The organism is Actinoplanes derwentensis (genome assembly GCF_900104725.1).
Lineage (GTDB): Bacteria > Actinomycetota > Actinomycetes > Mycobacteriales > Micromonosporaceae > Actinoplanes > Actinoplanes derwentensis.
In genome coordinates, this window is sequence record NZ_LT629758.1 from 7,665,814 (window position 1) to 7,686,503 (window position 20,690).

General features: G+C 68.6%; 22 protein-coding genes and 2 tRNA genes. 9 read left to right on the top strand and 15 right to left on the bottom strand.

The window, feature by feature from the left end:
- The first annotated feature begins 67 nt into the window (after window positions 1-67).
- Window positions 68-829 carry a CPBP family intramembrane glutamic endopeptidase gene (locus tag BLU81_RS33960; RefSeq protein ID WP_231953635.1) on the top strand — a complete coding sequence of 254 codons (762 nt, stop codon included), beginning with the start codon at window positions 68-70 and terminating at the stop codon, window positions 827-829.
- 26 nt (window positions 830-855) lie between these two features.
- Here BLU81_RS33960 and BLU81_RS33965 read toward each other — a convergent pair whose 3' ends face one another.
- A complete protein-coding gene (locus BLU81_RS33965; RefSeq protein WP_157751887.1) occupies window positions 856-1,671 on the bottom strand; it encodes a hypothetical protein in 816 nt (271 codons plus the stop codon).
- Between the two features lie 535 nt (window positions 1,672-2,206).
- On the opposite strand from BLU81_RS33965, the gene BLU81_RS33970 reads away from it, so the two are divergent.
- Both BLU81_RS33970 and BLU81_RS33975 read left to right on the top strand, forming a co-directional pair.
- Window positions 2,207-2,297, top strand: a tRNA-Ser gene (locus BLU81_RS33970).
- Between the two features lie 41 nt (window positions 2,298-2,338).
- Window positions 2,339-2,414, top strand: a tRNA-Arg gene (locus BLU81_RS33975).
- Between the two features lie 53 nt (window positions 2,415-2,467).
- On the opposite strand, the gene BLU81_RS33980 is transcribed toward BLU81_RS33975, so the two are convergent.
- Both BLU81_RS33980 and BLU81_RS33985 read right to left on the bottom strand, forming a co-directional pair.
- Window positions 2,468-4,135 carry a tyrosine-type recombinase/integrase gene (locus BLU81_RS33980; RefSeq protein ID WP_092550627.1) on the bottom strand — a complete coding sequence of 556 codons (1,668 nt, stop codon included), beginning with the start codon at window positions 4,133-4,135 and terminating at the stop codon, window positions 2,468-2,470.
- 156 nt (window positions 4,136-4,291) lie between these two features.
- Complete coding sequence (locus tag BLU81_RS33985) at window positions 4,292-4,744, bottom strand: helix-turn-helix transcriptional regulator (RefSeq protein WP_231953636.1); 453 nt, start codon at window positions 4,742-4,744, stop codon at window positions 4,292-4,294.
- A gap of 207 nt (window positions 4,745-4,951) precedes the next feature.
- Here BLU81_RS33985 and BLU81_RS33990 point away from each other — a divergent pair, with 207 nt between their 5' ends.
- The 5 genes from BLU81_RS33990 (at window position 4,952) to BLU81_RS34015 (ending at window position 7,467) form a co-directional block, all read left to right on the top strand.
- Window positions 4,952-5,215 carry a helix-turn-helix domain-containing protein gene (locus tag BLU81_RS33990; RefSeq protein ID WP_092550633.1) on the top strand — a complete coding sequence of 88 codons (264 nt, stop codon included), beginning with the start codon at window positions 4,952-4,954 and terminating at the stop codon, window positions 5,213-5,215.
- Window positions 5,212-5,421 carry a helix-turn-helix domain-containing protein gene (locus tag BLU81_RS33995; protein ID WP_092550636.1) on the top strand — a complete coding sequence of 70 codons (210 nt, stop codon included), beginning with the start codon at window positions 5,212-5,214 and terminating at the stop codon, window positions 5,419-5,421. Before BLU81_RS33990 ends, BLU81_RS33995 begins: the two co-directional genes overlap by 4 nt.
- 499 nt (window positions 5,422-5,920) lie before the next feature.
- Window positions 5,921-6,376: a hypothetical protein gene (locus BLU81_RS34005; RefSeq protein WP_092550642.1), complete on the top strand. Its 456-nt coding sequence runs from the start codon at window positions 5,921-5,923 to the stop codon at window positions 6,374-6,376.
- A complete protein-coding gene (locus tag BLU81_RS34010) occupies window positions 6,373-7,041 on the top strand; it encodes a hypothetical protein (RefSeq protein ID WP_092550645.1) in 669 nt (222 codons plus the stop codon). Before BLU81_RS34005 ends, BLU81_RS34010 begins: the two co-directional genes overlap by 4 nt.
- Window positions 7,042-7,065: 24 nt before the next feature.
- Window positions 7,066-7,467 (top strand): LexA family protein, encoded by a 402-nt coding sequence (locus BLU81_RS34015; protein WP_092550648.1) that lies wholly within the window; start codon window positions 7,066-7,068, stop codon window positions 7,465-7,467.
- Between the two features lie 18 nt (window positions 7,468-7,485).
- On the opposite strand, the gene BLU81_RS34020 is transcribed toward BLU81_RS34015, so the two are convergent.
- Complete coding sequence (locus BLU81_RS34020; RefSeq protein WP_092550651.1) at window positions 7,486-7,839, bottom strand: hypothetical protein; 354 nt, start codon at window positions 7,837-7,839, stop codon at window positions 7,486-7,488.
- A 1,292-nt stretch (window positions 7,840-9,131) separates the two neighbouring features.
- Here BLU81_RS34020 and BLU81_RS34030 point away from each other — a divergent pair.
- Entirely contained in the window at window positions 9,132-9,677 is a 546-nt protein-coding gene (locus BLU81_RS34030) for a Uma2 family endonuclease (RefSeq protein ID WP_092550657.1), read from the top strand.
- 278 nt (window positions 9,678-9,955) lie between these two features.
- Here BLU81_RS34030 and BLU81_RS34035 read toward each other — a convergent pair whose 3' ends face one another.
- From BLU81_RS34035 to BLU81_RS51010, 11 genes are all read right to left on the bottom strand, one after another.
- The gene (locus BLU81_RS34035) at window positions 9,956-10,168 is read right to left on the bottom strand and encodes a hypothetical protein (RefSeq protein ID WP_092550660.1); all 213 of its coding nucleotides are present in this window, start codon (window positions 10,166-10,168) and stop codon (window positions 9,956-9,958) included.
- Between the two features lie 601 nt (window positions 10,169-10,769).
- On the bottom strand, window positions 10,770-11,069 hold the full coding sequence (locus BLU81_RS48740; protein WP_157751888.1) for a hypothetical protein: 300 nt from the start codon (window positions 11,067-11,069) through the stop codon (window positions 10,770-10,772).
- A gap of 45 nt (window positions 11,070-11,114) precedes the next feature.
- On the bottom strand, window positions 11,115-11,885 hold the full coding sequence (locus BLU81_RS34040; protein ID WP_092550663.1) for a hypothetical protein: 771 nt from the start codon (window positions 11,883-11,885) through the stop codon (window positions 11,115-11,117).
- Window positions 11,886-11,999: 114 nt separating this feature from the next.
- The gene (locus BLU81_RS34045; protein WP_092550666.1) at window positions 12,000-13,937 is read right to left on the bottom strand and encodes a DUF3560 domain-containing protein; all 1,938 of its coding nucleotides are present in this window, start codon (window positions 13,935-13,937) and stop codon (window positions 12,000-12,002) included.
- Between the two features lie 142 nt (window positions 13,938-14,079).
- Complete coding sequence (locus BLU81_RS34050; protein ID WP_092550669.1) at window positions 14,080-14,739, bottom strand: hypothetical protein; 660 nt, start codon at window positions 14,737-14,739, stop codon at window positions 14,080-14,082.
- A 143-nt stretch (window positions 14,740-14,882) separates the two neighbouring features.
- On the bottom strand, window positions 14,883-16,307 hold the full coding sequence (locus BLU81_RS34055; protein ID WP_197686011.1) for a deazapurine DNA modification protein DpdA family protein: 1,425 nt from the start codon (window positions 16,305-16,307) through the stop codon (window positions 14,883-14,885).
- A complete protein-coding gene (locus tag BLU81_RS34060) occupies window positions 16,304-17,224 on the bottom strand; it encodes a Mom family adenine methylcarbamoylation protein (protein ID WP_092550672.1) in 921 nt (306 codons plus the stop codon). The genes BLU81_RS34055 and BLU81_RS34060 overlap by 4 nt, the downstream gene beginning before the upstream one ends.
- A gap of 111 nt (window positions 17,225-17,335) precedes the next feature.
- Window positions 17,336-17,650 carry a hypothetical protein gene (locus BLU81_RS34065; protein ID WP_092550675.1) on the bottom strand — a complete coding sequence of 105 codons (315 nt, stop codon included), beginning with the start codon at window positions 17,648-17,650 and terminating at the stop codon, window positions 17,336-17,338.
- A gap of 21 nt (window positions 17,651-17,671) precedes the next feature.
- Window positions 17,672-18,895 carry a hypothetical protein gene (locus BLU81_RS34070; RefSeq protein WP_092550678.1) on the bottom strand — a complete coding sequence of 408 codons (1,224 nt, stop codon included), beginning with the start codon at window positions 18,893-18,895 and terminating at the stop codon, window positions 17,672-17,674.
- Entirely contained in the window at window positions 18,892-19,896 is a 1,005-nt protein-coding gene (locus tag BLU81_RS34075) for a phosphoadenosine phosphosulfate reductase domain-containing protein (RefSeq protein ID WP_231953637.1), read from the bottom strand. Before BLU81_RS34075 ends, BLU81_RS34070 begins: the two co-directional genes overlap by 4 nt.
- 184 nt (window positions 19,897-20,080) lie before the next feature.
- Window positions 20,081-20,671, bottom strand: a complete 591-nt coding sequence (locus BLU81_RS51010; RefSeq protein ID WP_231953638.1) for a hypothetical protein — start codon at window positions 20,669-20,671, stop codon at window positions 20,081-20,083.
- Window positions 20,672-20,690: the final 19 nt, after the last annotated feature.

Genomic DNA, 20,690 nt, shown 5'->3' on the forward strand with positions numbered 1-20,690 from the left:
GGGCGCGGCGCGTCGCTTGCCTTCCTTGTCGAATTGTGCCGTTTTGTTCCTCGCCTAAAGTTGCCTGGTGATCGTCGACTCACCCCGCTCGCGTTATGGCCCGGAAATCGCCATCGTGCTGCTGCTGTCCCTAGGGCAGTCGGCCGTCTACTCCGTCGTGTCGCTGACCGCGAAACTCACCGCGGACAAGCCACTGGCCCAGCAGACGGCCACCCTCAACCCGACGGTGTCGCCACGGCCCTACCTTGATCTCACGTACCAGACGCTCGGGATCTTCTTCGCCCTGATCCCGGTGGCCCTGGCCCTCTACCTGCTGGCCCAGGACCGGATCCTGCCGCGCACGCTGGGCATCGACTTCCGGCGCCCGGTCCGCGACGTTGGCTGGGGCGCCGGCCTGGCAGCCGCCATCGGCATTCCCGGACTGCTTTTCGTGTACGCGGCACTACAGCTCGGCATCAACGCGCAGATCCGGCCGTCCGGACTCGACGCGCACTGGTGGACCGTGCCCGTGCTGATCCTCTCCGCCGTCCAGAACTCGGTGCTGGAAGAGGTGATCGTCGTCGGCTACCTGATCACCCGGCTCCGGACCTTCTCCTTGTCGCCGGTGTGGATCATCGCGGCGTCCGCTGTATTGCGCGGCTCCTACCACCTGTACCAGGGCTTCGGCGGCTTCATCGGCAACGTGGTGATGGGGGTGGTGTTCGCACTGTTCTACCTGCGAACCAAGCGCGTCATGCCGCTGATCGTCGCGCACAGTCTGCTCGACATCGTTGCGTTTGTCGGTTACGCACTGCTGCCGGCGGCCTGGCTCAGCTGGTTGACCCTGTAGAAGCCGTTGTTGTCTGGCCGGGCGGTTCAGCCGGTGATTTTTGGCCGCTTCTCCCGGTAGAGCCTGGTCGCGCGCACCGCCAGCGTCTCGGTTGCCGACCGCGCGCCCAGCATCGTCGAGATCAGGCTCACGCCCGGCAGCGCGCGATCGGCAGCCTTGAGAACCAGCCAAGCCACGATCGCCCCCTGCCCCGGACTGGCCAGCCGCAACAGATCCTCAGCACGACGCGGATCCTCCGGATCCACTTCAAAGGCCGCCGCCAGGTGCAACACCATCTCAGCGTGCGTCACCAGGATTCCTGCGCCCAAAGCAACCGGCGAGTACGGTCCGGCGAGCGCCCCCACCGCACCCCGCAGCCCCGCCGCGCGCGTGAACCGCTGCACCGCCAGCCGCGCCACCGCCTCCCGAGTCGCCGAGGGATAAACGGAGCGCGTGCGATCAGCCCAGTCCTTGGCCCGAGGCCCAAAAACCCGAACAGCCGCAAGAGCCAAGATCTCCGGCGTACGGCTGGGCTCAGCCAACAGTTCCTCAGCCAGAGACTCGAAGCGCTGCGCCGCTCCCGCCCTCGGCGCCAGCCGCAGCATAGGACGCGCAACCGGAACCGGACGTAGGTCGAGGCGCTCGTCCTGCTCGTTCTCCACAGGAACCACCACGAGCGGCGCTGCCACCGCGATGGCCTTCGCCGGTTCCGTAGCGGCGGATGTCTCGGCAGGCGCCGCTTCTTCAGCGACCTTCGGTGCTCGCTTGGCGGGAGCGGTCTTCTTTGCCGGGACAGCCTTCTGCGCCTTCTTGGCCGGGGTAGCTCGTTTCGCGGGCGCCCGTTTCGCAGGTGTTTTCGTCACCGCGGGGCCAGTCGGCTTCTCAGCTTCGGTCTGGCTCTCGAGTTCTGCCCGATTCCCGGATCCAGTCGGCTCGCTCGGTCCGTTCGGCTTGTTCGGCTCGTTCGGCTCGTGGAGGTGATCGGGTCCGCGAGTCGGCTGAGGCGGAATCGTGGCGCCGGTCGAGGCAGCCGCTTTACGAGGGCTGCGACGGGGAGGGACAGGCGGATCCGTACCAGCGGAAGGCTCTGAAGGGTGACCTTCGGCACCACCACCCGGCCGGGGCGGCTGAAAAGTGACCACCGGAGGCGCCCCACGCCGAGCGGGCTTGTCCTCCGCCGGCACCTGGTCAGGCGTGACGAACGGGCTACGCGGATCCCGAGCCCGCGGAGCTTCCCCGCGCGTGTTCTCCTCCATCACCGGAACCCTAGCCCCTTCCACTACGTTTCGCCTGTTCGCGCCCACTCGCGAAGTTCTCCGGTGCGCCGGATGCCTACCTCTTTGTGCAGCCGTCGGGGGGTCCGGTATTGTCAACGCTCGGTGGCCCTCGGGACACCGGGGAGACTTCGCCTAGTCTGGTCTATGGCGCCGCACTGCTAATGCGGTTGGGGTTTTAAAGCCCCTCCCGGGTTCGAATCCCGGAGTCTCCGCGCAAAAGTCGGTGATGTAAGCTGACCAAGCAACAAGGCAAGCGCCCGTAGCTCAATGGATAGAGCATCTGACTACGGATCAGAAGGTTAGGGGTTCGAGTCCCTTCGGGCGCACCAGCAACGACAAAGGGCCTCCCACCAGCGGTGGGAGGCCCTTTGCAATCCCCTAATTAACTGATTTTCGCCTTCCTGAAAAGGGATATAACGGGCGCGATTCCGTTCCTGGTAGTCCCGCTGGTAGCTGAGGCGATCGACAAAGTATCCACCGTTGCCAATTTTTCCTGCTTGCGGCGTTTCTTCTCAGCGGCCTTCTTCTTTTTCGCCTTCTTGGGCTGCTGCACCTCCGCGCCGTAGAGCAACTCGGTGACCCTGCGTGTCGCCTCCTGCCGGAGCTGGGCGATGACGTGCTGGTAGCGGGCCAGCATCCGCCGGTCGGACCAGCCCATCACGGCCATCACGGTGGCGTCGTCGACGCCTTGCAGCAGCAGCATGGTGGCGGCGGTGTGCCGGCCGTCGTGCACCCGGGCGTCGCGGACCTCGGCGAGCCGCAGGATCTGCTTCCACTCCTCCCAGTCGGCGCGGGCGTCGATCGGCCGCCCGTTGGGCTGGCACCAGACGAGATCGTGCTCGGCCCACATGTCCCCGGCGGCCCGCCGCTCGCGATCCTGCGCCGCCTTGTGCACGGTGACGTCGTCCACCATCCGCGCGGCGAGCGCGACCGGCCGGTTGCCCGAGCGGGTCTTGGGATCCTCGAAGACGATCCCGCCACCGCGCTTGCGGGGGCAGGACCGGGCATGGCCGGTGCAGTCCGGCGCGCAGACCCTGGCGCAGGTCTGCGGGTTGCGGTGATTGCTGATCGCGCACCCGGGCCGCGGCTTTCGCTGCGGGCAGCGGTCCACGCGGTGTTTCGTGCACTGCTCGGCCGGCTTGCCGCAGCCGTGCTGCCAGCGTGTGGGGCAGGGCTTCGTCTTGCAATGCGCCTTGGCACAGGCGGCGGGGTCGGTGCAGCCGTGCTGCCACCGGTGCCGCTGGGCCTTACGGCCGACGTGCATCCAGCCACCGGCGAGATCGACGCCCATGTCCCGGTCGCGGGTACTGGTCGGCGCCGTCCACCACGGCATGCCCAGCGCCTCGCCCTGGCGCAGCCCGAGCGGCAGGCCGATCGTCCAGCGGGTGCCGTTGCGCCGGTCGCGGCACACGTCGATGATCCGCTGGACCTCCGCGACCTCCAGTGGCGTGAACTCGACCTGCACGTTCTTGGGCACCCAGGTCATCAGCTCGATCGGGTTGCGCGGGATGAGCCCCCGGCGGACCGCGTCGTTGAGCGCGGACCGCAGCACGCGGAAGATCCCGTGCACGCTGGCATCGGCGAGGCCCTGCGGCCGGATGCCCAGCACCCGGGCTTCCTGCTCCTGCTCCGCGGTGCGGCGCAGGCCCTTGAAGAAGTCTTCGAGCGTCTTCGCCGGGATCTGGTCGAGGCGCCATTCACCGAGGCCGGGCACCAGGTACTTGAGAACCGCCCATTCGTAGGAGCTGTGCTCGGTGCTATAGCGCCATTCGTGATCCGGGTGATTCAGCCATTCCTTCAGGTATTCGGCGGTCTTCGGGACGACGCCCGGCCTGGTTACCTTGCCGGCCTTGGCCTGGGCGTAGAGGTCGGCGATCTTGGTTCGGACGATCGCTTCGGACTGGCCGCGGCGTTTGCGGCGATCGGGCTCGCCGTTTGGCTTGAGCCCGACGGTGATCTCGCCCTGCCAGCCCTCGACGCCTTTGTAGATGGTCCACGGCACGTCGGGGTCGTCGGGCAGCAGGATGGCCGATTTCGGGGTACGAGGCATCGATGAATCCCAAGGGTGAGAGGTGACGCGTCGTCGAGAGCGACGCGGGCAAGAGCTATTGGGCGCGTTGAAGGAACCGCGGTCGGTGCACGCGGATCAGGGCGTTACGGAGTGCAGCCCGCCAGGGCTCGGCTGGGAAGTGGGCGTCGGGCGCGGTCAGCGGATGTTGCGGCGGCGGGGCATCAGATCGGCGCCGCGTGGTTCCTTCGGTTCCGGGAGGTCCGCGGCCGCGCGCCACATGTCCAGCGCCGCTTGCAGCGCCTTGCGGAGTGCGGCGCGGGCGCGAGCGGGTTGATTCTCGTCGGCGAGAATCGTGCCGGCCTTCACCACGACGGGATCGAACGGCTCGGGCGACAAACCGAGGTCCTCGCGGGACATCAGGCCCAGAGCGATCCCGGCATGCCCCGGATGGATGCCCAGGAACCTGCACACGTCACGGACCTGCTTGAGGTTCGGGCTGTCGACCCCACCGGCCTCCCAGCGCAGATAGGTCGAGCGACTCACGCCCGTGGCGAGGATCACATCGTCTTGGGTCTCTCCCCGGTTTCGGCGTGCGTCACGCAAAAGGGTAGCGAAAGCGGAACCCTCAGCCGAGACCTCATTGCGCATGCCGTCACCATAAGCGCTGGTCATCTCCCCTCCCGGTCTCACTCCTGAAACGTCTTGGTCCTGATACATGCGGGAGGTTTGCCTCACTCCCCGTATAAGCACATGCCAAACCGGGTTTCACATGTGAGACCCTACCCCAGGCATTGATCGACAAGAAGAGCGTTTCAGGGTTGAGGTTCCACATTCGAGACCCTACGGTCTGTCGACATGACTGACACGGGGAGAACGTTTCAAGGTCCCGGAGATGACACCTCGCGGAAGCTCGTGCTCAACGAGGAACTCTTCCGCAGGCGGACCCAAGCCTTGGGCGCGCGAACCGACCGGGAGCGCTGCACCATCGCGGGCATCTCCAAAGCAAGCCTGCATCGCTGGCGTCATGGCAGCGTGACGCCGTCCTACACGCTCCTGCGCCAGATGGCCCGCCGTCTCAACGTTCCCGTCGTCGAGCTGACGGTGGAGGTGAAGCGGTGAGCAGCCATGAGTTGCCGGAGCTGATGCTCACGATCCCGGAAACCGCCGCGGTCATGAAGATCAGCAAGAGCTTCGCGAAGAAGCTGATCGCCGCCGGCACGGTGCCGAGCGTGCTCGTCGGCCGGTGCCGCCGCGTGCGGCTCAGCGATCTAGAGGCGCACATCGCCGCGCTGCCTGCGGCTAGGAACGACGCGCCTGCCGCGTAGATCAGGTTGTCATCGTGAGGAACGGGGGAGAGCAACTCATGGGGTCAACTCGAGTCACCCCACAAACAACCAGGCAGGCCACCTTCCAGACTCAGGTGCTCGGCTGGATCGCCAGCGGCGACGTCCTGCGTGACGACAGGTTCGTCTACCGGGCGGTCGGTCGCCCTGCCGCGGTTGACGACATCGTCTACGAACTTGACGCCGCTGGCTTGGTGGAGTTGCTCGTCGACGGTCGAGTCCGGCTGACTCCTGAGGGCCGGAGCCGGTGGGCCCGTACCCAGTCACAACGGCACGCAGCAAGCACCTGGCACCAGCTGCAATTCATTCCCGCATCGGTACCACCCTCCTAGATCGACACACCGCAGTCGTCGGCCGTGCGCAGCACCATATGCACGGCCAGATTCCGCACGCGCCCATGCACCCAGCCCATGCCCCGCCGGTCGAGTCCTCACATCAGACCCCGTGCTGGCAGGCATGTCGCCAACTGGACGGGAGCCTCATGCCCATCTCCGACCATGACGTAGAACTCGACCGGCCACCGGCGCTGACCAGGCAGGAGCGATACCTGATCGCCGCGATCCTGCGCCGCGCACGCACCCGTGGCTGGCGGGCCGGCCACCGGCTGGGATGGGTGAACCAGCAGCGCGGCGTCGCCGTCTCCGTCTCCGTCGAGCCGGGCCTGCTGAGCCTGTGGTGGCGCGGTGCCACGGGACGGTGGCCCACCTCGCCGGTGTCGTATCCGATCGCCTCGCTGGACGAGGCGATCCACATCCTGCTCGGCCTGCGCCTGATGCCCGGCAACTTCTGCTCCCACGGGCGGGAGGCACTCGCCGACATCGCGGTGATCTGCGACATGGCTGCCGACGAGAACCCGCAACATCCCGACGCCGTCCGGCAGTGGCGAGAACTCGCTCGGCAGGCCCGCCGCGTCGGTGGCCTGATCGACTCGCTATGAGCAGGCGCACCGCCGCGAGCAGAATCCCGGGCGCACGTGCCCCACGCGCCGCGCCGCCCACCCCTGGGCCCGACGAGGAACTGGAAGCGCCCCTGCAGAAGTACGTCCGCGCCGAGTGCCGGGAGCGCGATCTGCTGCACTATCACACCGCACGCTCGGATCGGTCCGAGCCAGGTTTCCCCGACTCCGTCATCGTGGGCCCTCGCGGCGTGCTGTTTCGCGAGCTCAAGTCCGGGACGGGACGTCCGAATGCCGACCAGGTCGTCTGGCTCCAGCGCCTCCAGGATGCCGGCGCCGACGCCGACATCTGGACGCCGCAGGACAGAAGGTCCGGCCGCATCCTCAACGAGCTGAACTGGGTGGCCCGCCGGGCACCTGCGCCGGCGGACACGGTCGGCGACGACCTGGCGAAGCTGCTCTACCTGTTCGAGAACACCCACCCCGCCGCAGACCTTCACTGGGACGCGGGCTCCCGCCATGTCGACCGCCACCGCTGGCAGCTCCGGGCCGACACCGTCCTGCGGATGGTGCGCGCCGCCCTGCCGAGCACCCCGGAGCAGGCCGGGGCGTGGATGCGCCGGCACGGGCTGATCAGGCCCTCGCCGGCCCAGATCTTCCGCGCCCTCGACGAGGCGCTGACCCGAACCTCGCCGGGTGGACGGTGAACCACACGTCCACACCCAGCACAGATGATCCACGCCAACAGCGCAGCGAAGGAACCCGTCTCATGGCGCACTACCGACTCGCTCACGTTCACGCCAGGCCACGCCCAGTGGGCGTCCGCGACGCTGATCAAACAGGCAGAGCCGCTGTCAACTCGCTTCGAGGAACCGCTCACCGACCGGCAGCAGGCCGTCCTGTCGTTCATCCGCCAGCACCTGATCCGGCATGGCTATCCGCCCACCCAGCGCCAGATCGCCGAGGGCGTCGGCCTGAGCTCGGTGTCCTCGGTCCATTATCAGCTGGCCCGCCTCGAGGGCCACGGCGTGTTGAACCGTCACGTGCGCGCGGTACGCGGTCTCCGGATGATCCAAGAGGCTCCCGCCGACACCTGGCTCCGGTCACCCGTGATCCCTGACGATGTCGCATGAGTGGTGCGGTCATGCGCGTCAGAAGTCGACCGGCTCATTCATCGCTTTCGACGCACGCAGGTACCAGTCCCAGGGGACGAGCACCGCCTGAGGTGTGGCGCGCCGGACGACGAGAGCCGAGGTTCCCACGTAGGAGCCGAGATTGTCGCGGAAGTCGGTCACCCCCACCGTCGGGACCTTGCTCAGGTCGATCGGCTCGTTGAGCGCTTCCGCGGCCCGGCGCCGCCAGTCCACGGAGACCAGGACACCCCGAGGCTTGCTGTCGACGAGGACGACGGTGTGCACGGTGCCGGCATCGTCGTTGGCCTTCTGCAGGCGCTCAGCCATTGCCATTCGCACAGCCTTGATGCCCAGCAGCTCCTGCGTCGCCATGACGGGAGAGTACCGACCGCTGGTGCGGATCCCCGCCGCTGCCACCGCAGTCATCCCTGGCTCTCCTCCTCCCATTGAAGTGTGTACGGTTCGAGTTACGTTTCAGATTACGTTTAGGGTTACGTTACAGGTTACGTCTCGGATGGCCGCGTGTCTCGTCGAGGACCGGCCTCTGTGATCGGCTGGTCAATGAGGGGGATTGGTGGCGTTCGTCTCGGAGCTGCAACGTGCGGTCGCCAACTCCTCCATGGCCTCCACGGGCAAGCTCATCATGCTCACCCTCGCCATCAAGGCCGACTGGGAGACCGGCGTCATCCCGCCCGCCTATACCCCAGCCCTGTCGACGCTCGCCACCATGACCGGCTACTCGCGATCCACTGTGGCCGAATGGCTCAACGTCCTCGAAACCTTCGGCTGGGTCAAGCGAGAACAGATCAAGGGCGGACGGACCAACTACACCCTCTTGATCGGCGCGCCACAGGTGCCACCTCCCGAACGGGCATCACGGCGCCCGACGAAGGCAGACAGTCCGCCAGGCGGACACCCCGCGAACTCTGCAACCGTGGGCAATTCACCCGAGTTTGGTAGTCCGCCCAGCGGACCAGTCCGCGAGGCGGACCCATCAAGTAGTCCGCCAGGCGGTACAGAACCAGTCCGCCTGGCGGACCCCAGCAGTCCGCCAGGCGGACACGCTTCTAAAGAGATCTCTCCTACGGAGAGATCTACCTCCAGAGACATCCCACACGCGAGCCCACCGCCATCACGCCGGCCATCATCCGGCGCACCCCGGTCTCGCTCACGAAGCCCCGCCGTCGACGGGATCCCACTGCCGCCGGACTTCCACGCCACCGAGGAGATGATCGGTTGGAGCCGAACGGAGACACCGAACGTCGGACACCGGGAAACAGCCGCTTTCGTCGACTACTGGTCAGCCCGAAGCGGGCCGGAGGCGCTCCGCCGCGACCTCAATGCCTGGGTCATGACCTGGCGAAACTGGATGCGCATGGAGCAGAAGAAGGTCGAGCGGTCGCCCGGGTTCCGGGGGACCGCCGTGCAGACAGCCGTCGACCCGATCCCTGCCCCGCGACTCAGCGCAGACGACGCCTGTCCCCGGCATATCGGGCACCGTGCCGCCACGTGCGGGCTGTGCCGGTCCGAACGCATCGGGACGAGGACCTGACCACGCCTCGACCGCAGCGCACCGAAGGTCGCCGCTAGCCTCTACAGCAGCCGCAGCGACAGCCAGTCGAAAGCTACTGACCTGCACAGATGATCGACAGAGGTGGGATTCGATGAGCGCGGAGAACGTCGGCAAGCACATGCCGGCCCGGGTCGGGTTGCACGATCTGGCACTCATGGCGGAGGCCGACGAGCATCACCGCTACGAACTCAGTGCGGAAGGCGTGTTGACGGTGTCCCCACTCCCGCCCCCGAGCCACGCAATGCTGGTCTCGCGGCTCTTCGCCTGGCTGACGGCCAACGGCCACACCGCCGATCAGGTCGTCGCCCACTGCGGCATCGATGTCGCCGGCGCCGGCCGGGTCCCGGACCTGACGGTCTGGGCGACAGGCCACCCACCGCGCGCTTCGCGGTCGCCGTACGCGGACGTCGAAGGGCTGCTGCTCGTCGTCGAAGTGGTTGCCGACGACTCCGTAACAACGGACTGGGTCGTCAAGCACCACGAATACGCCACCGCCGGGATCCCCCGGTACTGGCTCGTCGAACGCGACCGGGAAACCACCGTTCACCAGCACCGGCTCCACCGCGACCGGTACGCCGTCGACGTGGCAGGCGGCCAGCCACTGACCCGGCTGCTGACCAGCAACCTCACCTTCTGATCCGCCATCGGAAGGTGTGCCCGCAACCCACCGTGGCAACTTGATCCTGCGGGTGATGGGCCGCACGCCTGCCCCAGGCGAGTGAGTTGACGTCGGTGTCTTCTGCTGGCCGCGCCCCACCTCCCGCAGGCGTGGCCGGCGCCGCTTGGAGTGACCTCGCCGACGTCGCTTCCCAGGATGACCGACCCGGAACGCCTCGCGCCAGCCCTGTGCATCAACCTGTGGATAACTCGCGTTCGGCCAGCTCAGGCACGTTCAGATGATCTCTGCTCTGGACCCTATCGGCGCGGAGCGTTGAGCCCGCCGATGAGCATCAGGCCCAGAAAGACACCGACGCCGCCGGCCACGACGATCCCAGCGGCGAAGAGAAGGAAGCGAAGGATCTCCCTGAACGTCGGCACCAGGGCGATCAGCCCGAAGAAACCGATCAGGTAGACCACGAACTTGATGGCCAGGGCCTGCGTCCACCGGGTCTGGGGGCGGGTCTTCACGGGTGGGGCCAACCTGCTTGGAGGTCTTGCCTTCACAGAGTTCCTCGTTCCTCGAGGTCTTGGTACAGGTGGTAGTGATTCACGCCCTCGGCCTCCGCGACTGGAGCTGAGAGCTGACGCGGCGGGGCGAACCGGAGCCCCACAGCAGCCCACGACGCGTGGGGCTCCGGAATACAGCCAGATTGCGGAGCCCATCGCTGTCGGGCTTCACTCCGGCGCTTGTTCATCAACAGTGGTCATCGCCCTCTCGGCGAGCCCGGAAGTCCCTGCGGGCCTGGTCGATGACGCCGTGGTTGCCCCAGGTGAAGCGTCAGCCCGGGGACTCTTGAACGAGACGCATTCGTGCACGCAATGCTCCGATCATGGAAGAGCCCTGGACGCGTTGGCGTCCAGGGCTCGAGGGTTTCGGTTGGCGTCGTGAGGCTGGTCGGGTGCCCCGTCATGCAAGGAGCCCTGGACGTATGTCCAGGGCTCGAAGGGTTTCGATCGCGACATCCGCGGCCATGGATCTTTTGTGGAGCGTCAGCACTGTGGTCGCGGATGGATTAGGGGTTGATTCGCTGTGCAGGCAGGTAGGCGCTGGCCGTGGTATCACCGCAGCTCAATCACCCAGGCGTTCTTCAGGATCATGGGTGAGCCGCTCTTGCAGAGCTGCGTATTCAGCATGCTCCGTGAGCATTTCGGGGGTGAGGTCGATGTAAGTGGTTTGGGATCCCTCGACCTGCGCGACGATTACCTGGAGACCGACCTGCCCGCCTCCGTGGTCAACGGGTCGGACATAGATGTTCGAGCCCTTCACCGCGTCCTTGAGTTCCAGGTGAGCGACGTGGTGACCATCTACATGTTCGACGCACCACTCCGGGCAGGGAGTAGGCGGTGGGGTGCCTTCGGGATCAGTCAACTCGGGTTCCTCCATGGCGGCGGGAGCGGAGGTGCAGGGGGTGGATCACTCGGTCGAGGCATCACGGAGCGCCTCCTTCCAATCGTGTTCGCGTTGTTTGAGCCGTTCATCGTTGTGCGGCGCGTTGGCACGCCGGTCGTGCCACCAGGCGCGTAGGTCGTCTTCCTGTTCGGTGCCCCAGGCCGGTTGCCGTCCGCCTCCGGCGGTGTGCCAGGTACGCCGGGGATACGGCATCGGGTGGTCCTCGTAGCGGTGCCGGCGCCGGTTACCGGTCGGCGTGGGGTGCGACCAGAGCAGGAAGCTGTGCACCGTTGCGACCGCAACCTCGGGGGCGTCAGGCCCTTCCTCGGCGCGGCGTTCCTCGGTCCAGATCGTGGTGACGTCCTCGGGAAACAGCATCTCCTTCGGAGTGCTCGTGTGGTTGGCCGTGCCGGTGCGGGCTTCCTCCCATTCGCGTTTGCGGTCGGCCACGACCTCCGGGTCGCGGGGTGCGTTGGCGTGCCGGTCGTGCCACCAGGCCCGAAGGTCGGGTGCCTGATCGCCGTGCCAAACGGGCCGGCGCGGGCCACGGATGCCGCGCGGGTACGGCATCGGGTGGCCCTCGTAGCGGTGCCGTCGTTTGACGCCTACCGGGGTGGCATTGGACCAGCGCAGAAAGTCGTGCACCATGCTCACCTTCACCGCGGCGGCATCAGAGCCTTCCTCCTTGCGGCGCTCCTCGGTCCAGATAGCGGCGACGTCCTCGGGGAACAGCAGCGCCGGGGCGGTGGAGCGGTCGGGTGCCGGTGAGGGCGTCTGAGGTTCCAGGAAGTTCACGGATGGGACGCTACGGCTGGTGGGCATGGTGGGCCTCGCTTACGACCTATCAACACATCTGTCCAGATGTTCCGGACAACGATATCGAGTGGGTCGCTCATCCGCAACCCGCCCTCACGCTGCAAGCAGCACACCCGTCTCGATCAGCACCGGAACCCAAGGATCGACGTGCTCGGCCAGGTCATTGACCTCGTGGCCGGTGGCCGCCGCTTCGTCGACGGTCTGCTCCATGCCGGATCCGGCATCGCCGTCGGTGCTGGCCGTTCTCCATCCCGCGAGCGGAGCCTGCGGGTCGTCGTCCACGATCCGTGTGGTCACGGCGGCGAGGGCCTGCTGCCGGGCCCGTTCGCGCTTGCCCGGATGGCTGGCGTTCCACTGCTCCACCAACGCCGCCTCGGTGCCGTCCGGCATCGCGTTCGCTTCCGGTCCCACCGGTGCTGCCGCCTCTTCGGTGACCGGCACGTCGCCAGGCTCCTCCTCCCAGGTGCCTGCCGGGTGAACGGCGAGCCAGACCGGCAGGCCGAACGTGCGCTCCTGCCCGCTGGTCAGCGTGATCGTCGCGAACTCGCCGCGCTCGCGCCGGTTTTGCACCTCCGATACCGCGGCGACCGGGCCGCAGAACCCGCGCATCAGCCGGGTGTTCGGGCCCCACTCGTACCAGCCGGCGACTAGGTCGCCCGGCGCGACGGCGGGGATGTCGTGGGTGAGACGCCCGGTCCGGGCAGCAGGGCGGCGTTCCGGCTCGCGGTCGGGCATCCGCCATTGTGCCTTCAACTGGATGGGGATGAAGGAGGCCTGCACGTCGCGCGGCAGTTCTCCGGCGGTCAGCCGGTCGTAGACGTCGACGAACGCGGCCTGGACCTGTCGTTCGGTCGCCAGATCGGGCACGTTGGCCAGGAAGGCGTCGACCTCCGCTGCCGTTGCCTGCAGGTCTAGGCCGAGCACAAGGCAGCGGGCCATCGCGATTCGGATCCGCTGGCGCATCGCCTCGTCGCCGTAGTCGTGGCGGTCCAGTTCGCGCGCCAGTCCGGGCCAGCGGGCCACCTTGCGGGCCAAGTCGACCGGCCAGGGTTCACCGTTGGGGGTGTCCCACTGCATGCCGTCGCGGCGGCGGCCGGCCACCTTGTCCCACGGGATCGTGCGGGGCCAGCCGTCGCTCTTGACGCTGACCGATTTCGCGTTGACCCGGGTCACCTCGTACCAGTCTCGGAACCCCGCGTGGCGTACCCGGTCGCCGACGACGAAGTGCTCTCGGACCCACGCGACAAACGTGCCTGCGGTCGCGTGTTCGTCGAGCTGGCCACGCCAGTAGGTGATCTTCTCCGTCTCCTCGGCGATCCACCGACGAAGGTCCTCACGACGTGAGCCGGTGGCCGCGGGGTGCTTCTCCACCTGGACGATCTCGCCGCGCCCGTTAGTGAAGTTGCGCTCGTACCCGTCAAGCTCGCGTTGGTAGCGCCGGATATCGGCTTCCAGTTTCTCGATGCGGCGCATGATCGTGCGCGGGCTGTCCCGGTGCGTCTGGTTAGCGGCCGCGCCCGCTGCACGCTCGGCGAGGTGCTCGCCCTTCTTCCACTGCTGGACGGCCTTGTCGCGGTGGTTCTGCACGCGGTCGAGGGCGTTGAGGTGCGCTTTGCGTGAGTGGTGGCCGGGCGGTTGGACGGGCTGCCCGAACGGGATCCCGTCGGTTATGCGGCGGCTGGCGTCGCGGCGAGCGTCGCCGGCGGCGTGGGCCTTCCCGGCTCGCTCGGTGAGCCGGTCGACGCGGTCGTCGGCTCGTTCTCGGCGCTCGGCTTCAACAACGGCGGTGGGCCGGGCGGTGTTGTCGATCTCGATGATGACCTCGTGGCTGGCGGCCCGTAGCGCATCGGCTGCCGCGTTGATGTACCAGGTCTTGGCGTCGCGGTCGCGGCTGACATTGATGCAGATGCCACGGTTGCGGCGCCACTCGAAGCCGTGCTTGCGGACGATCTCGTAGACGCCGTCGCCCTTCTTCGAGCCGGTGAGCAGGGTGCCGTCTTCGTGGGTGTGGGTGATGGTGATGGTGGCCATGTGTCGGGTGCCTCCGAATGGCAGGGCTTGCGGGCCTCGTGCTGCGGGCCGAGCCGGAAGGTGGTCGAGGTCGGGAACGCGATCGCCCGCCGCGGTTGGGATCCGGGGCGGGCGATCGCGGTGGTACGGGAGCAGATGGGGGTCAGCGGCGGAGAAGGTCGCGGGCGGCCTCGATGTGCACGCGCAGCAGAGACGCGGCCTCGTCGCCCTCCAGCAGGTATTCGGTGCCGTCGGGGAGCCGTTCGCCGTCGTGGTGAAGCTCGGCGAGGCCTTGGGCGAGGGTGAGCAGGCCGGCGAAGGTCGGCTGGGCCTTCGGTTGGTCGAGCGCTTCGCTGATGTCGAGGACGATCAGGTTCAGATGGCGGTCGAGGTGCGGGTCGGAGGTGGTGTCGAGCGCGCCGTTGACGCCTTGGAACGCGGTGTAGGCGAGTTCGAGGTGGTCTTCGACCGCGGTGGCGGCATCGCCGCTCAGGCCGGTGGGCGGGTTGCCGATGTCGTCGCCGATGTGGGCGGCGCCGGGGTAGTTGCGGGCCAGGTCGTAGCGGAATTCCGGGTTGAACCACAGCAGGGTGCCGTAGGCGTCGAACAGCAACAGGAGGGTGATGTTGGGCTGGCCGTCGTAGCCGGTGTCCTTGGTGGCGACCAGGCGGGCGGCCTGGTCACCCATCGTCGCTCGCAGGATGCGGGCGGCGGCGGCGAGTTCCTGGGTACCGCAGTGGTGGGCGGCGAGGTCTGCGGCGCTGCGGGCGGCGGTCAGGTCGGCGGTGTAGGCGGGGTTCGGCTGGGGCAGGTCGAAGATCACGAAGTGCCTTCCTCGAGGAGGGTTCCGCCGGGCAACGCACCCGGCGGTATGCATGTTCGTGCAGCTCAGGACGTTGGAACTCGGCCTGTCCTGGAGGTTCGGAGACCGTAGCGGCAAGGGGGTCAGAGCCCAAGCGGCCCAGGTCAGCAGAGCGACGGCAGCAGCTCGGCGAGTACGCCCGCCCACGGATCCGCGTCCTGCCCGGCGGATGCGGCCCGCGCCGCGAGCGCGGCCTGCCGTGCCGCCCACTCCCGGGCCGCCTGCGGGCAGTTGCGTTCCCACTTCACCAGCCCGTGCGGGCACAGCTCTTCCCGCCGACGGGCCTGGTCCGACCACCCCGACGAGTCGATCGAGGTGGCCAGATGCCCGACCGTTTCCAGCAGCCGCCCCTTGCCGCCGAACAGGTGCAGCCGGGTCAGCCCGGCCGCGTGCAGCAACCGCACGATCGCCGCGGCCTCCGCGCGCGGGCGGCCGAGCAACGCGCCGACCCCGACCAGCGGTTCGGCGTGCAGGTCGACGCCGGCCCGCCGGTACATGTCCAGGTGCCGCAGGTAACCGGCCGGGGTCGCGCCGGTGAGCACCGGCAGGATCGGCACGCCGGTGTCCGCCGCCCGCAGCTGGATGACCGACACCGTCGTGCGGATCTGATGCTCGAACTCGGTCAGGCCCGTCGCTGTCAGCGTCCGAGGGCTGGCGGGCCAGTCCTGCGGCGCCGCCCAGACGAGCCGGCCGATCTCCGCCGCGTACCGGCGGATGTCGGCCGCGTACCTGGCCGCCGACACCGTCCAGGTCCGGTTCTTCTCCAGGTGCCGGTACGCGCCCGAGTCGAGCACCCACGCGGCCGTGGCCACCGGCGGCGTCTTCACCGTGCGCAGCCGGTCGTAGGAGATGAGGACCCGGTCGCCTTCCCACAGGGCGCTGACATCCCCGCCGATCCACACCAGCAGGCCCGGCCCGGCGGTGTCGGTGTCCGCGGCCGCAGCGCCCGGCAGGCGAACGAACGTGTTGACCCGCCGCTGCTCGAAGATGCTGCCGCAGCCCTCGTAGACGTCCTGCACGTACACGTCGAGCGGCTTCAACGCCGCATCCAGCCGGGCCAGGTACGCCTTCGGCAGCAGCGCGTACACCTCCGCGCGCCAGCCGATGCCGAATGCAGTGGCCTGCGCGGCGATCGTGGCCGCGCTGACCGCGCCAGGAACGTCGATACGCTGCTCGTACGGCTCCAGCAACTGGTCCGGGTGGACCAGGCCGTACCTGCCGGACAGGATCAGGACCCGCGCCGGACTGCCGGACTCGGCGGTGTCCGCGGCCGCGGCCCGCTCGGCGGCCACCAAGGTGTGGTGGAACATCTGCCCCAGGTAGAGGTCCCGGGCACGCGCCGGGCGATTCCGTTTCTGCGCCCCGCAGGGGACCACATAAGTGATCCCGCCGTAGACCGGGCTTATGGCGTCGGCCGCCGTGGCGGTGTCCTGTTCGAGCCCCGACACCTCGTGCCGACGACAGTGCACCGGGTACGTCCCGGCGGTCACGGTGCGCAGCAGGTCCACCTCCGTCCGCGGCCCGCTCACGCCGCGATCGCCGGCTGCGCGCCGATGGTGGCGACGGCGCGGATCGGCGGGAGCGGAGCCGGACCGGTGATTTCGAACTCGTCGGGCCGCTTGGGGAACGGTAGCGACGGCAGTGCCACCGGGTACGCGCGCCGGGCCCAGCGGGGTCCGATCGTCCAGCAGTAGCGGTGGTTGCCTGGGTGCCACACCTTGCGGGCGCCGATCGCCGCCAACGCCACCGGGAGCCACTCCCAGCCCGGCATCCCGGCCGGCTTCGGCGGTGCGCCCATGTCGACGAGCCGGGCGATCGCCCCGTTCGCCCCCTGCTCCCCGCCGATGATCTTCTGGCGGCTCCGGTCGGGGAACACCAGGCCGCCGGGCAGCACCGTCAGTTTCCGGGCGGTGCCGCGGCCGGTGTAGACCGCGCCGAGGGCCTGATAGACCGTGCCGACGTGGCCCGGCATCAGCGGCCGGTCACCGATGCGGCGGCGCACCGGGTCGGAGAAGGCGACCACTCCGCGTACGCCCATGCGGCTGATGTCGCGAAAGACGCGGGCGACGAACCACGATTCGGCGTTCGCAGGGACCCGGTCCAAGATCACCAGACGCGAAAGCTCCACGCTCTGCTGGTAGGGCTCGAGCGCTGGGAACGGGTTGGTCAGCACCGCCGGGCTCATCGGTACGCCGAGCACGCAGGTGCCGACCAGGTGAGCGCCGTCCTCGATCAGGCCGTAGGGCAGCTTCGCGGCCGGCCAGGCGCGGCTGTAGTGGTGGGCGAGGGTGAACTTCCGTGCGGTGTCGTGGGCCAGCGGCACCACCTGGTAGCGGTGCGGCTGGAACGTCTCGTCGTCGACGTGCCGCCAGCAGTCCTCGTGCTGGTCCCAGCGCTGGCACCAGCCGTTGAACAGGTCGAGTTCCTCGGAAGAGGTCAGGTGCATCAGTTCGCCTCCACAGTCGGCGGCGCCGCGCAGCTGCTGCGCGGCGCCGCAGAACGCTGCTGGCCACCCCGGAAGCGAGGTGGCCAGCAGCAGGAACCAGGGATGGGTGAGTCAGGCGCAGGACTGCGGGTCACTGTCGTACTCGGCCTCGATCGCCGCGACGTAGGCTCGCGCGTCTCCGGTGACGGCGTACGCCCGGACGTTGTTGCCCTCGACCAGCCGTAGGTAGGTGCCGGTCGGCACGGTTGAGGCAGGTGTGACCAGCGGTTCGGTCAGCTCGTAGAGGTATGCAGCGATCCGCCAGTCAGCCTCCCCGCCGACCGCGACCGGCTCGCCGTCGTCGCGCAGCACCTCGCACAGTTGGTCGGGCAGAGCAGTGCCCCAGGCCAGGGCGTGGCGGGCGGGGCTCGTGTCAGGACTGTTCATCGCGATGGTCTCCGTTCGTGGTTAGGCCGCGAGCGCGAGCGGGAGGTGGCTGGTCCAGGGATCGCGGAACTGCGCGACGGGCGTGTCCTCGGCTTGCGCCCACACCGCCGGGAATGCGGGTCCGACCTTCGTCGGCACGCCGGCCGGCGCGGCGACCAGGAACGCCTCCCGGCTCGGGTAGGGCGGCCCAGCACGGTGGGTCCAGGCCCGGACGATCTGGTGTTCGCCTTCGGGCTGGCCACCCATGGCCAGCACCGTCGCGCGGGTGGAGTCGTAGGTGCCGACGCAAACCGGTTCCAGCGAGCGGGCTCCCTGGCCCTTCGCGTAGCTGTCCCGGTTCTCCAGCCCGGACGGCTTCGTCTTGTCGAGGCGGCGAGCCGGATAGGCGCGGCGCACGTCGTAGATCGCCCACGGCTGGGCGGCCAGGTCGGCGTCGACGTGTTCGACGAGGTCACGCAGCCCGGCGAGGATGGCGACCTGCCGGGCGGACCGCTTCTTGCCGAACAGCAGCGACCGGGGATTGATCGCCACCGCGGTGTACTCCAGCCGCAGCGCCTGCTCGGCCCGATCGGGTTCGTTCCGCCATCGCTGGCACAGCAGATCCAGCTCAGGACCAGCCTGGAACGGGCAGTACCCACAACATGATCTTGACCAGGTCACCCCGAACGCGTCCTGTAGGTACGCCAGGCACGACTGCCGGTCCCAGCCCCACTCGATCAGCGGATACCACGGGTTCCGGGCCGCGCTGGTGTAGCTGGTGTCCTTGCTCGAGCGGCGGACTTCTTCGGCGGCGAACCCGACGACGTGCCGGTACGCGGCGCCGCCCAGCGCGTCGGCGATCCACCAGTCGAGGACCTGACCCTTCGCCCGGTAGCTGCAAAATCGCCGGTGCCGGACCTGCTGCGGCACCACCCCGGCCGCGGTCTGCTCGTCGCTGAGCCGCCACCGGGTGCCGTGCATGATCATCCGGCTGGTGCTGTGCGAGTCCGACAGCACCTCGTACCCGGCGGTCTCGGACTGCCCCGCCCGGGCCAGCATCACGTAGCGCACCGCGTGCTGGGCCATCACCGGCAGCAGGTACTTCTCCATGAGCATCCGGGTGGCCGTGTACTCGTCACCAGTCATCGCGGTCAGCACGGTCAGGTCGCTCAAGTCGAAATCCCGCGACCGTGGATCAAGCAACCATCGGAGCAGAAGCGCCGCCGAATCGACGCCCATCCCCATCGACATGACCACCCGGCTCACCCGGCCACCACCAGCAGATCGCCGGGCAGCGTCGGCATGGCGGGCACTCCCCGGCCGGCGTAGCGGTCGGTGAACACCAGCCCGGCATCCACGTCGACGCCGACGACCCGGCACTCCCGGGCGTTGCTGGGGCCGCGCACCGTGTCGCCGGGCCGGATCACCCAGCCGCGCTGGTCGCGAAGCACACGTACCGGGACACCGGCCTCGGCCATCAGCGCGGCCATCGGCCGGTTCTGCTGGAACCGGTGGCCGGTGCGGGCCTCGACGGCGGCGTACCGCCGGGCCAGGCCGGGCCGCAGCCGGATCGCGGTGAGCAGATCCCGCTTCGACCCGAGCACACACATTGAGCAGGACAAACGTGACATTCCCGCGTCGTACGGCCACGCCCACGGCAGCCCGGATGCCCGGATCTCCGCCCACACCTGCTCGACGGTCCAGTGGTGCACCGGATACCAGTCGGTGACGTGGCGGCGGGTCTTGTTCGACGCCGCGGTGTTCACCGCGCACGGCGGCCGGTTCGCGCGACTCTTCGATTCCTCGGCGCGGTAACCGAACACCTGCAGAATCTGCGCCGGCCGGTCGAGCGCGAGTTCCCGGGTGACCTCGGTCAGCAGCTTTTGCCCCGGCTCTCGCTTGAAGCCTGAGGTGCACCAGCGGCGACGGGCGTCCGGGAACATGCCCCGCCGCTCGACCTCGTCGAGCAGGTCCCCGCCCGCCCGGGAACGAACCTCGAACCGCAGCCCGAAGTGCCGGGCGTGAGCCTCGGCGATCTCCCGGCAGCCAGGCCGGTCACCGAACCGGTCGACGAGCCACGGCTCGAAGCCCTCGGCGACCAGGTCCGCGTCGGCGTCGCGGGTGCCCGGCCACACCATGTCGCCGAGGTCGTTGTACTGCACGACCACTCGGTGCAGCATGCCCGCGGCCGCCGCCCGGTCGGCGCCGACGATCAGGGCGGCCGGGCCGTCCTTCCCGCCCGAATGATTGAAGATCCACTTGTCCACGTTGGTCGGGTCCGGGTCAGTGGGGCGTGGTGCTCGGTGGCCACCGGCGGATGCCGGAGCGATCAGCGACTTCCACGGGTCAGAGTTGGCAGACGACAGGGTGAGTCCTTTCGAGGAGAGGTCGGAGCAGCCTGGGGTGCCGCGCCAGGCGAGCCGGAGCGTCCTGACGCGGCGCGGAAAGTAATCAGGCAGCAGCGGGCGCCGGTGATGCGGCGATGGTGCGGTGAACGCGAGCAGCGGCTTGTGCGTCGCTGCGGGTGTTCTCGTAGGCCTTCCAGCCGCAGGTGCACAGGGCGATCGATTGGTCGGGAGTGATCCATCGCCCGCAGGAGCCGTTGCTCTTGGCCCTGTACCGCTCTTGCCGCGCGGGGTCGAGGACGGTGCGGGTGACGTGGGTGAAGGTGGCCGGGGCCGGGTGTGGCGTGAGCAGCGTCCACGGCGCTGGGTGCCCGCCCTTGCACCGAGGCTCGCAGTAGCAGGGCGTCGCATCGGTGATCCGGCCGCGCAGCCAGGTTCCGGCGCGGGTCATCAGCGCGGTGGTGACCTCGTAGTGGTCAGGGAACGTGACCGCCCAGACCTGCTGGAGCGGGGTGATCACACGGTTGACCTCGATGATCGGATCGCAGTTGAGACCGCGCTCGCGCATCCGTCCGAGAGCTGTCAGGGCGGCCTTTTTGGTGGGCCATCCGCCGGGTTTGACGGCTGGTCGGCCGACCGCGTGGGGGAAGGTGGTCAGTTGGAGCGTGTACCCGGTCGCGGCCCGGGCCAGCGGCATGCTCAGATCCTTCCTCTGC

Excerpts from the sequence above, each read along its gene's own strand:
- BLU81_RS33980 (WP_092550627.1), bottom strand. The coding sequence starts at position 4,135 with ATGCCTCGTACCCCGAAATCGGCCATCCTGCTGCCCGACGACCCCGAC.
- BLU81_RS33985 (WP_231953636.1), bottom strand. The coding sequence starts at position 4,744 with ATGCGCAATGAGGTCTCGGCTGAGGGTTCCGCTTTCGCTACCCTTTTG.
- BLU81_RS33990 (WP_092550633.1), top strand. The coding sequence starts at position 4,952 with ATGACTGACACGGGGAGAACGTTTCAAGGTCCCGGAGATGACACCTCG.
- BLU81_RS34005 (WP_092550642.1), top strand. The coding sequence starts at position 5,921 with ATGCCCATCTCCGACCATGACGTAGAACTCGACCGGCCACCGGCGCTG.
- BLU81_RS34010 (WP_092550645.1), top strand. The coding sequence starts at position 6,373 with ATGAGCAGGCGCACCGCCGCGAGCAGAATCCCGGGCGCACGTGCCCCA.
- BLU81_RS34015 (WP_092550648.1), top strand. The coding sequence starts at position 7,066 with ATGATCCACGCCAACAGCGCAGCGAAGGAACCCGTCTCATGGCGCACT.
- BLU81_RS34020 (WP_092550651.1), bottom strand. The coding sequence starts at position 7,839 with ATGGCGACGCAGGAGCTGCTGGGCATCAAGGCTGTGCGAATGGCAATG.
- BLU81_RS34030 (WP_092550657.1), top strand. The coding sequence starts at position 9,132 with ATGAGCGCGGAGAACGTCGGCAAGCACATGCCGGCCCGGGTCGGGTTG.
- BLU81_RS34045 (WP_092550666.1), bottom strand. The coding sequence starts at position 13,937 with ATGGCCACCATCACCATCACCCACACCCACGAAGACGGCACCCTGCTC.
- BLU81_RS34060 (WP_092550672.1), bottom strand. The coding sequence starts at position 17,224 with ATGCACCTGACCTCTTCCGAGGAACTCGACCTGTTCAACGGCTGGTGC.
- BLU81_RS34065 (WP_092550675.1), bottom strand. The coding sequence starts at position 17,650 with ATGAACAGTCCTGACACGAGCCCCGCCCGCCACGCCCTGGCCTGGGGC.
- BLU81_RS51010 (WP_231953638.1), bottom strand. The coding sequence starts at position 20,671 with ATGCCGCTGGCCCGGGCCGCGACCGGGTACACGCTCCAACTGACCACC.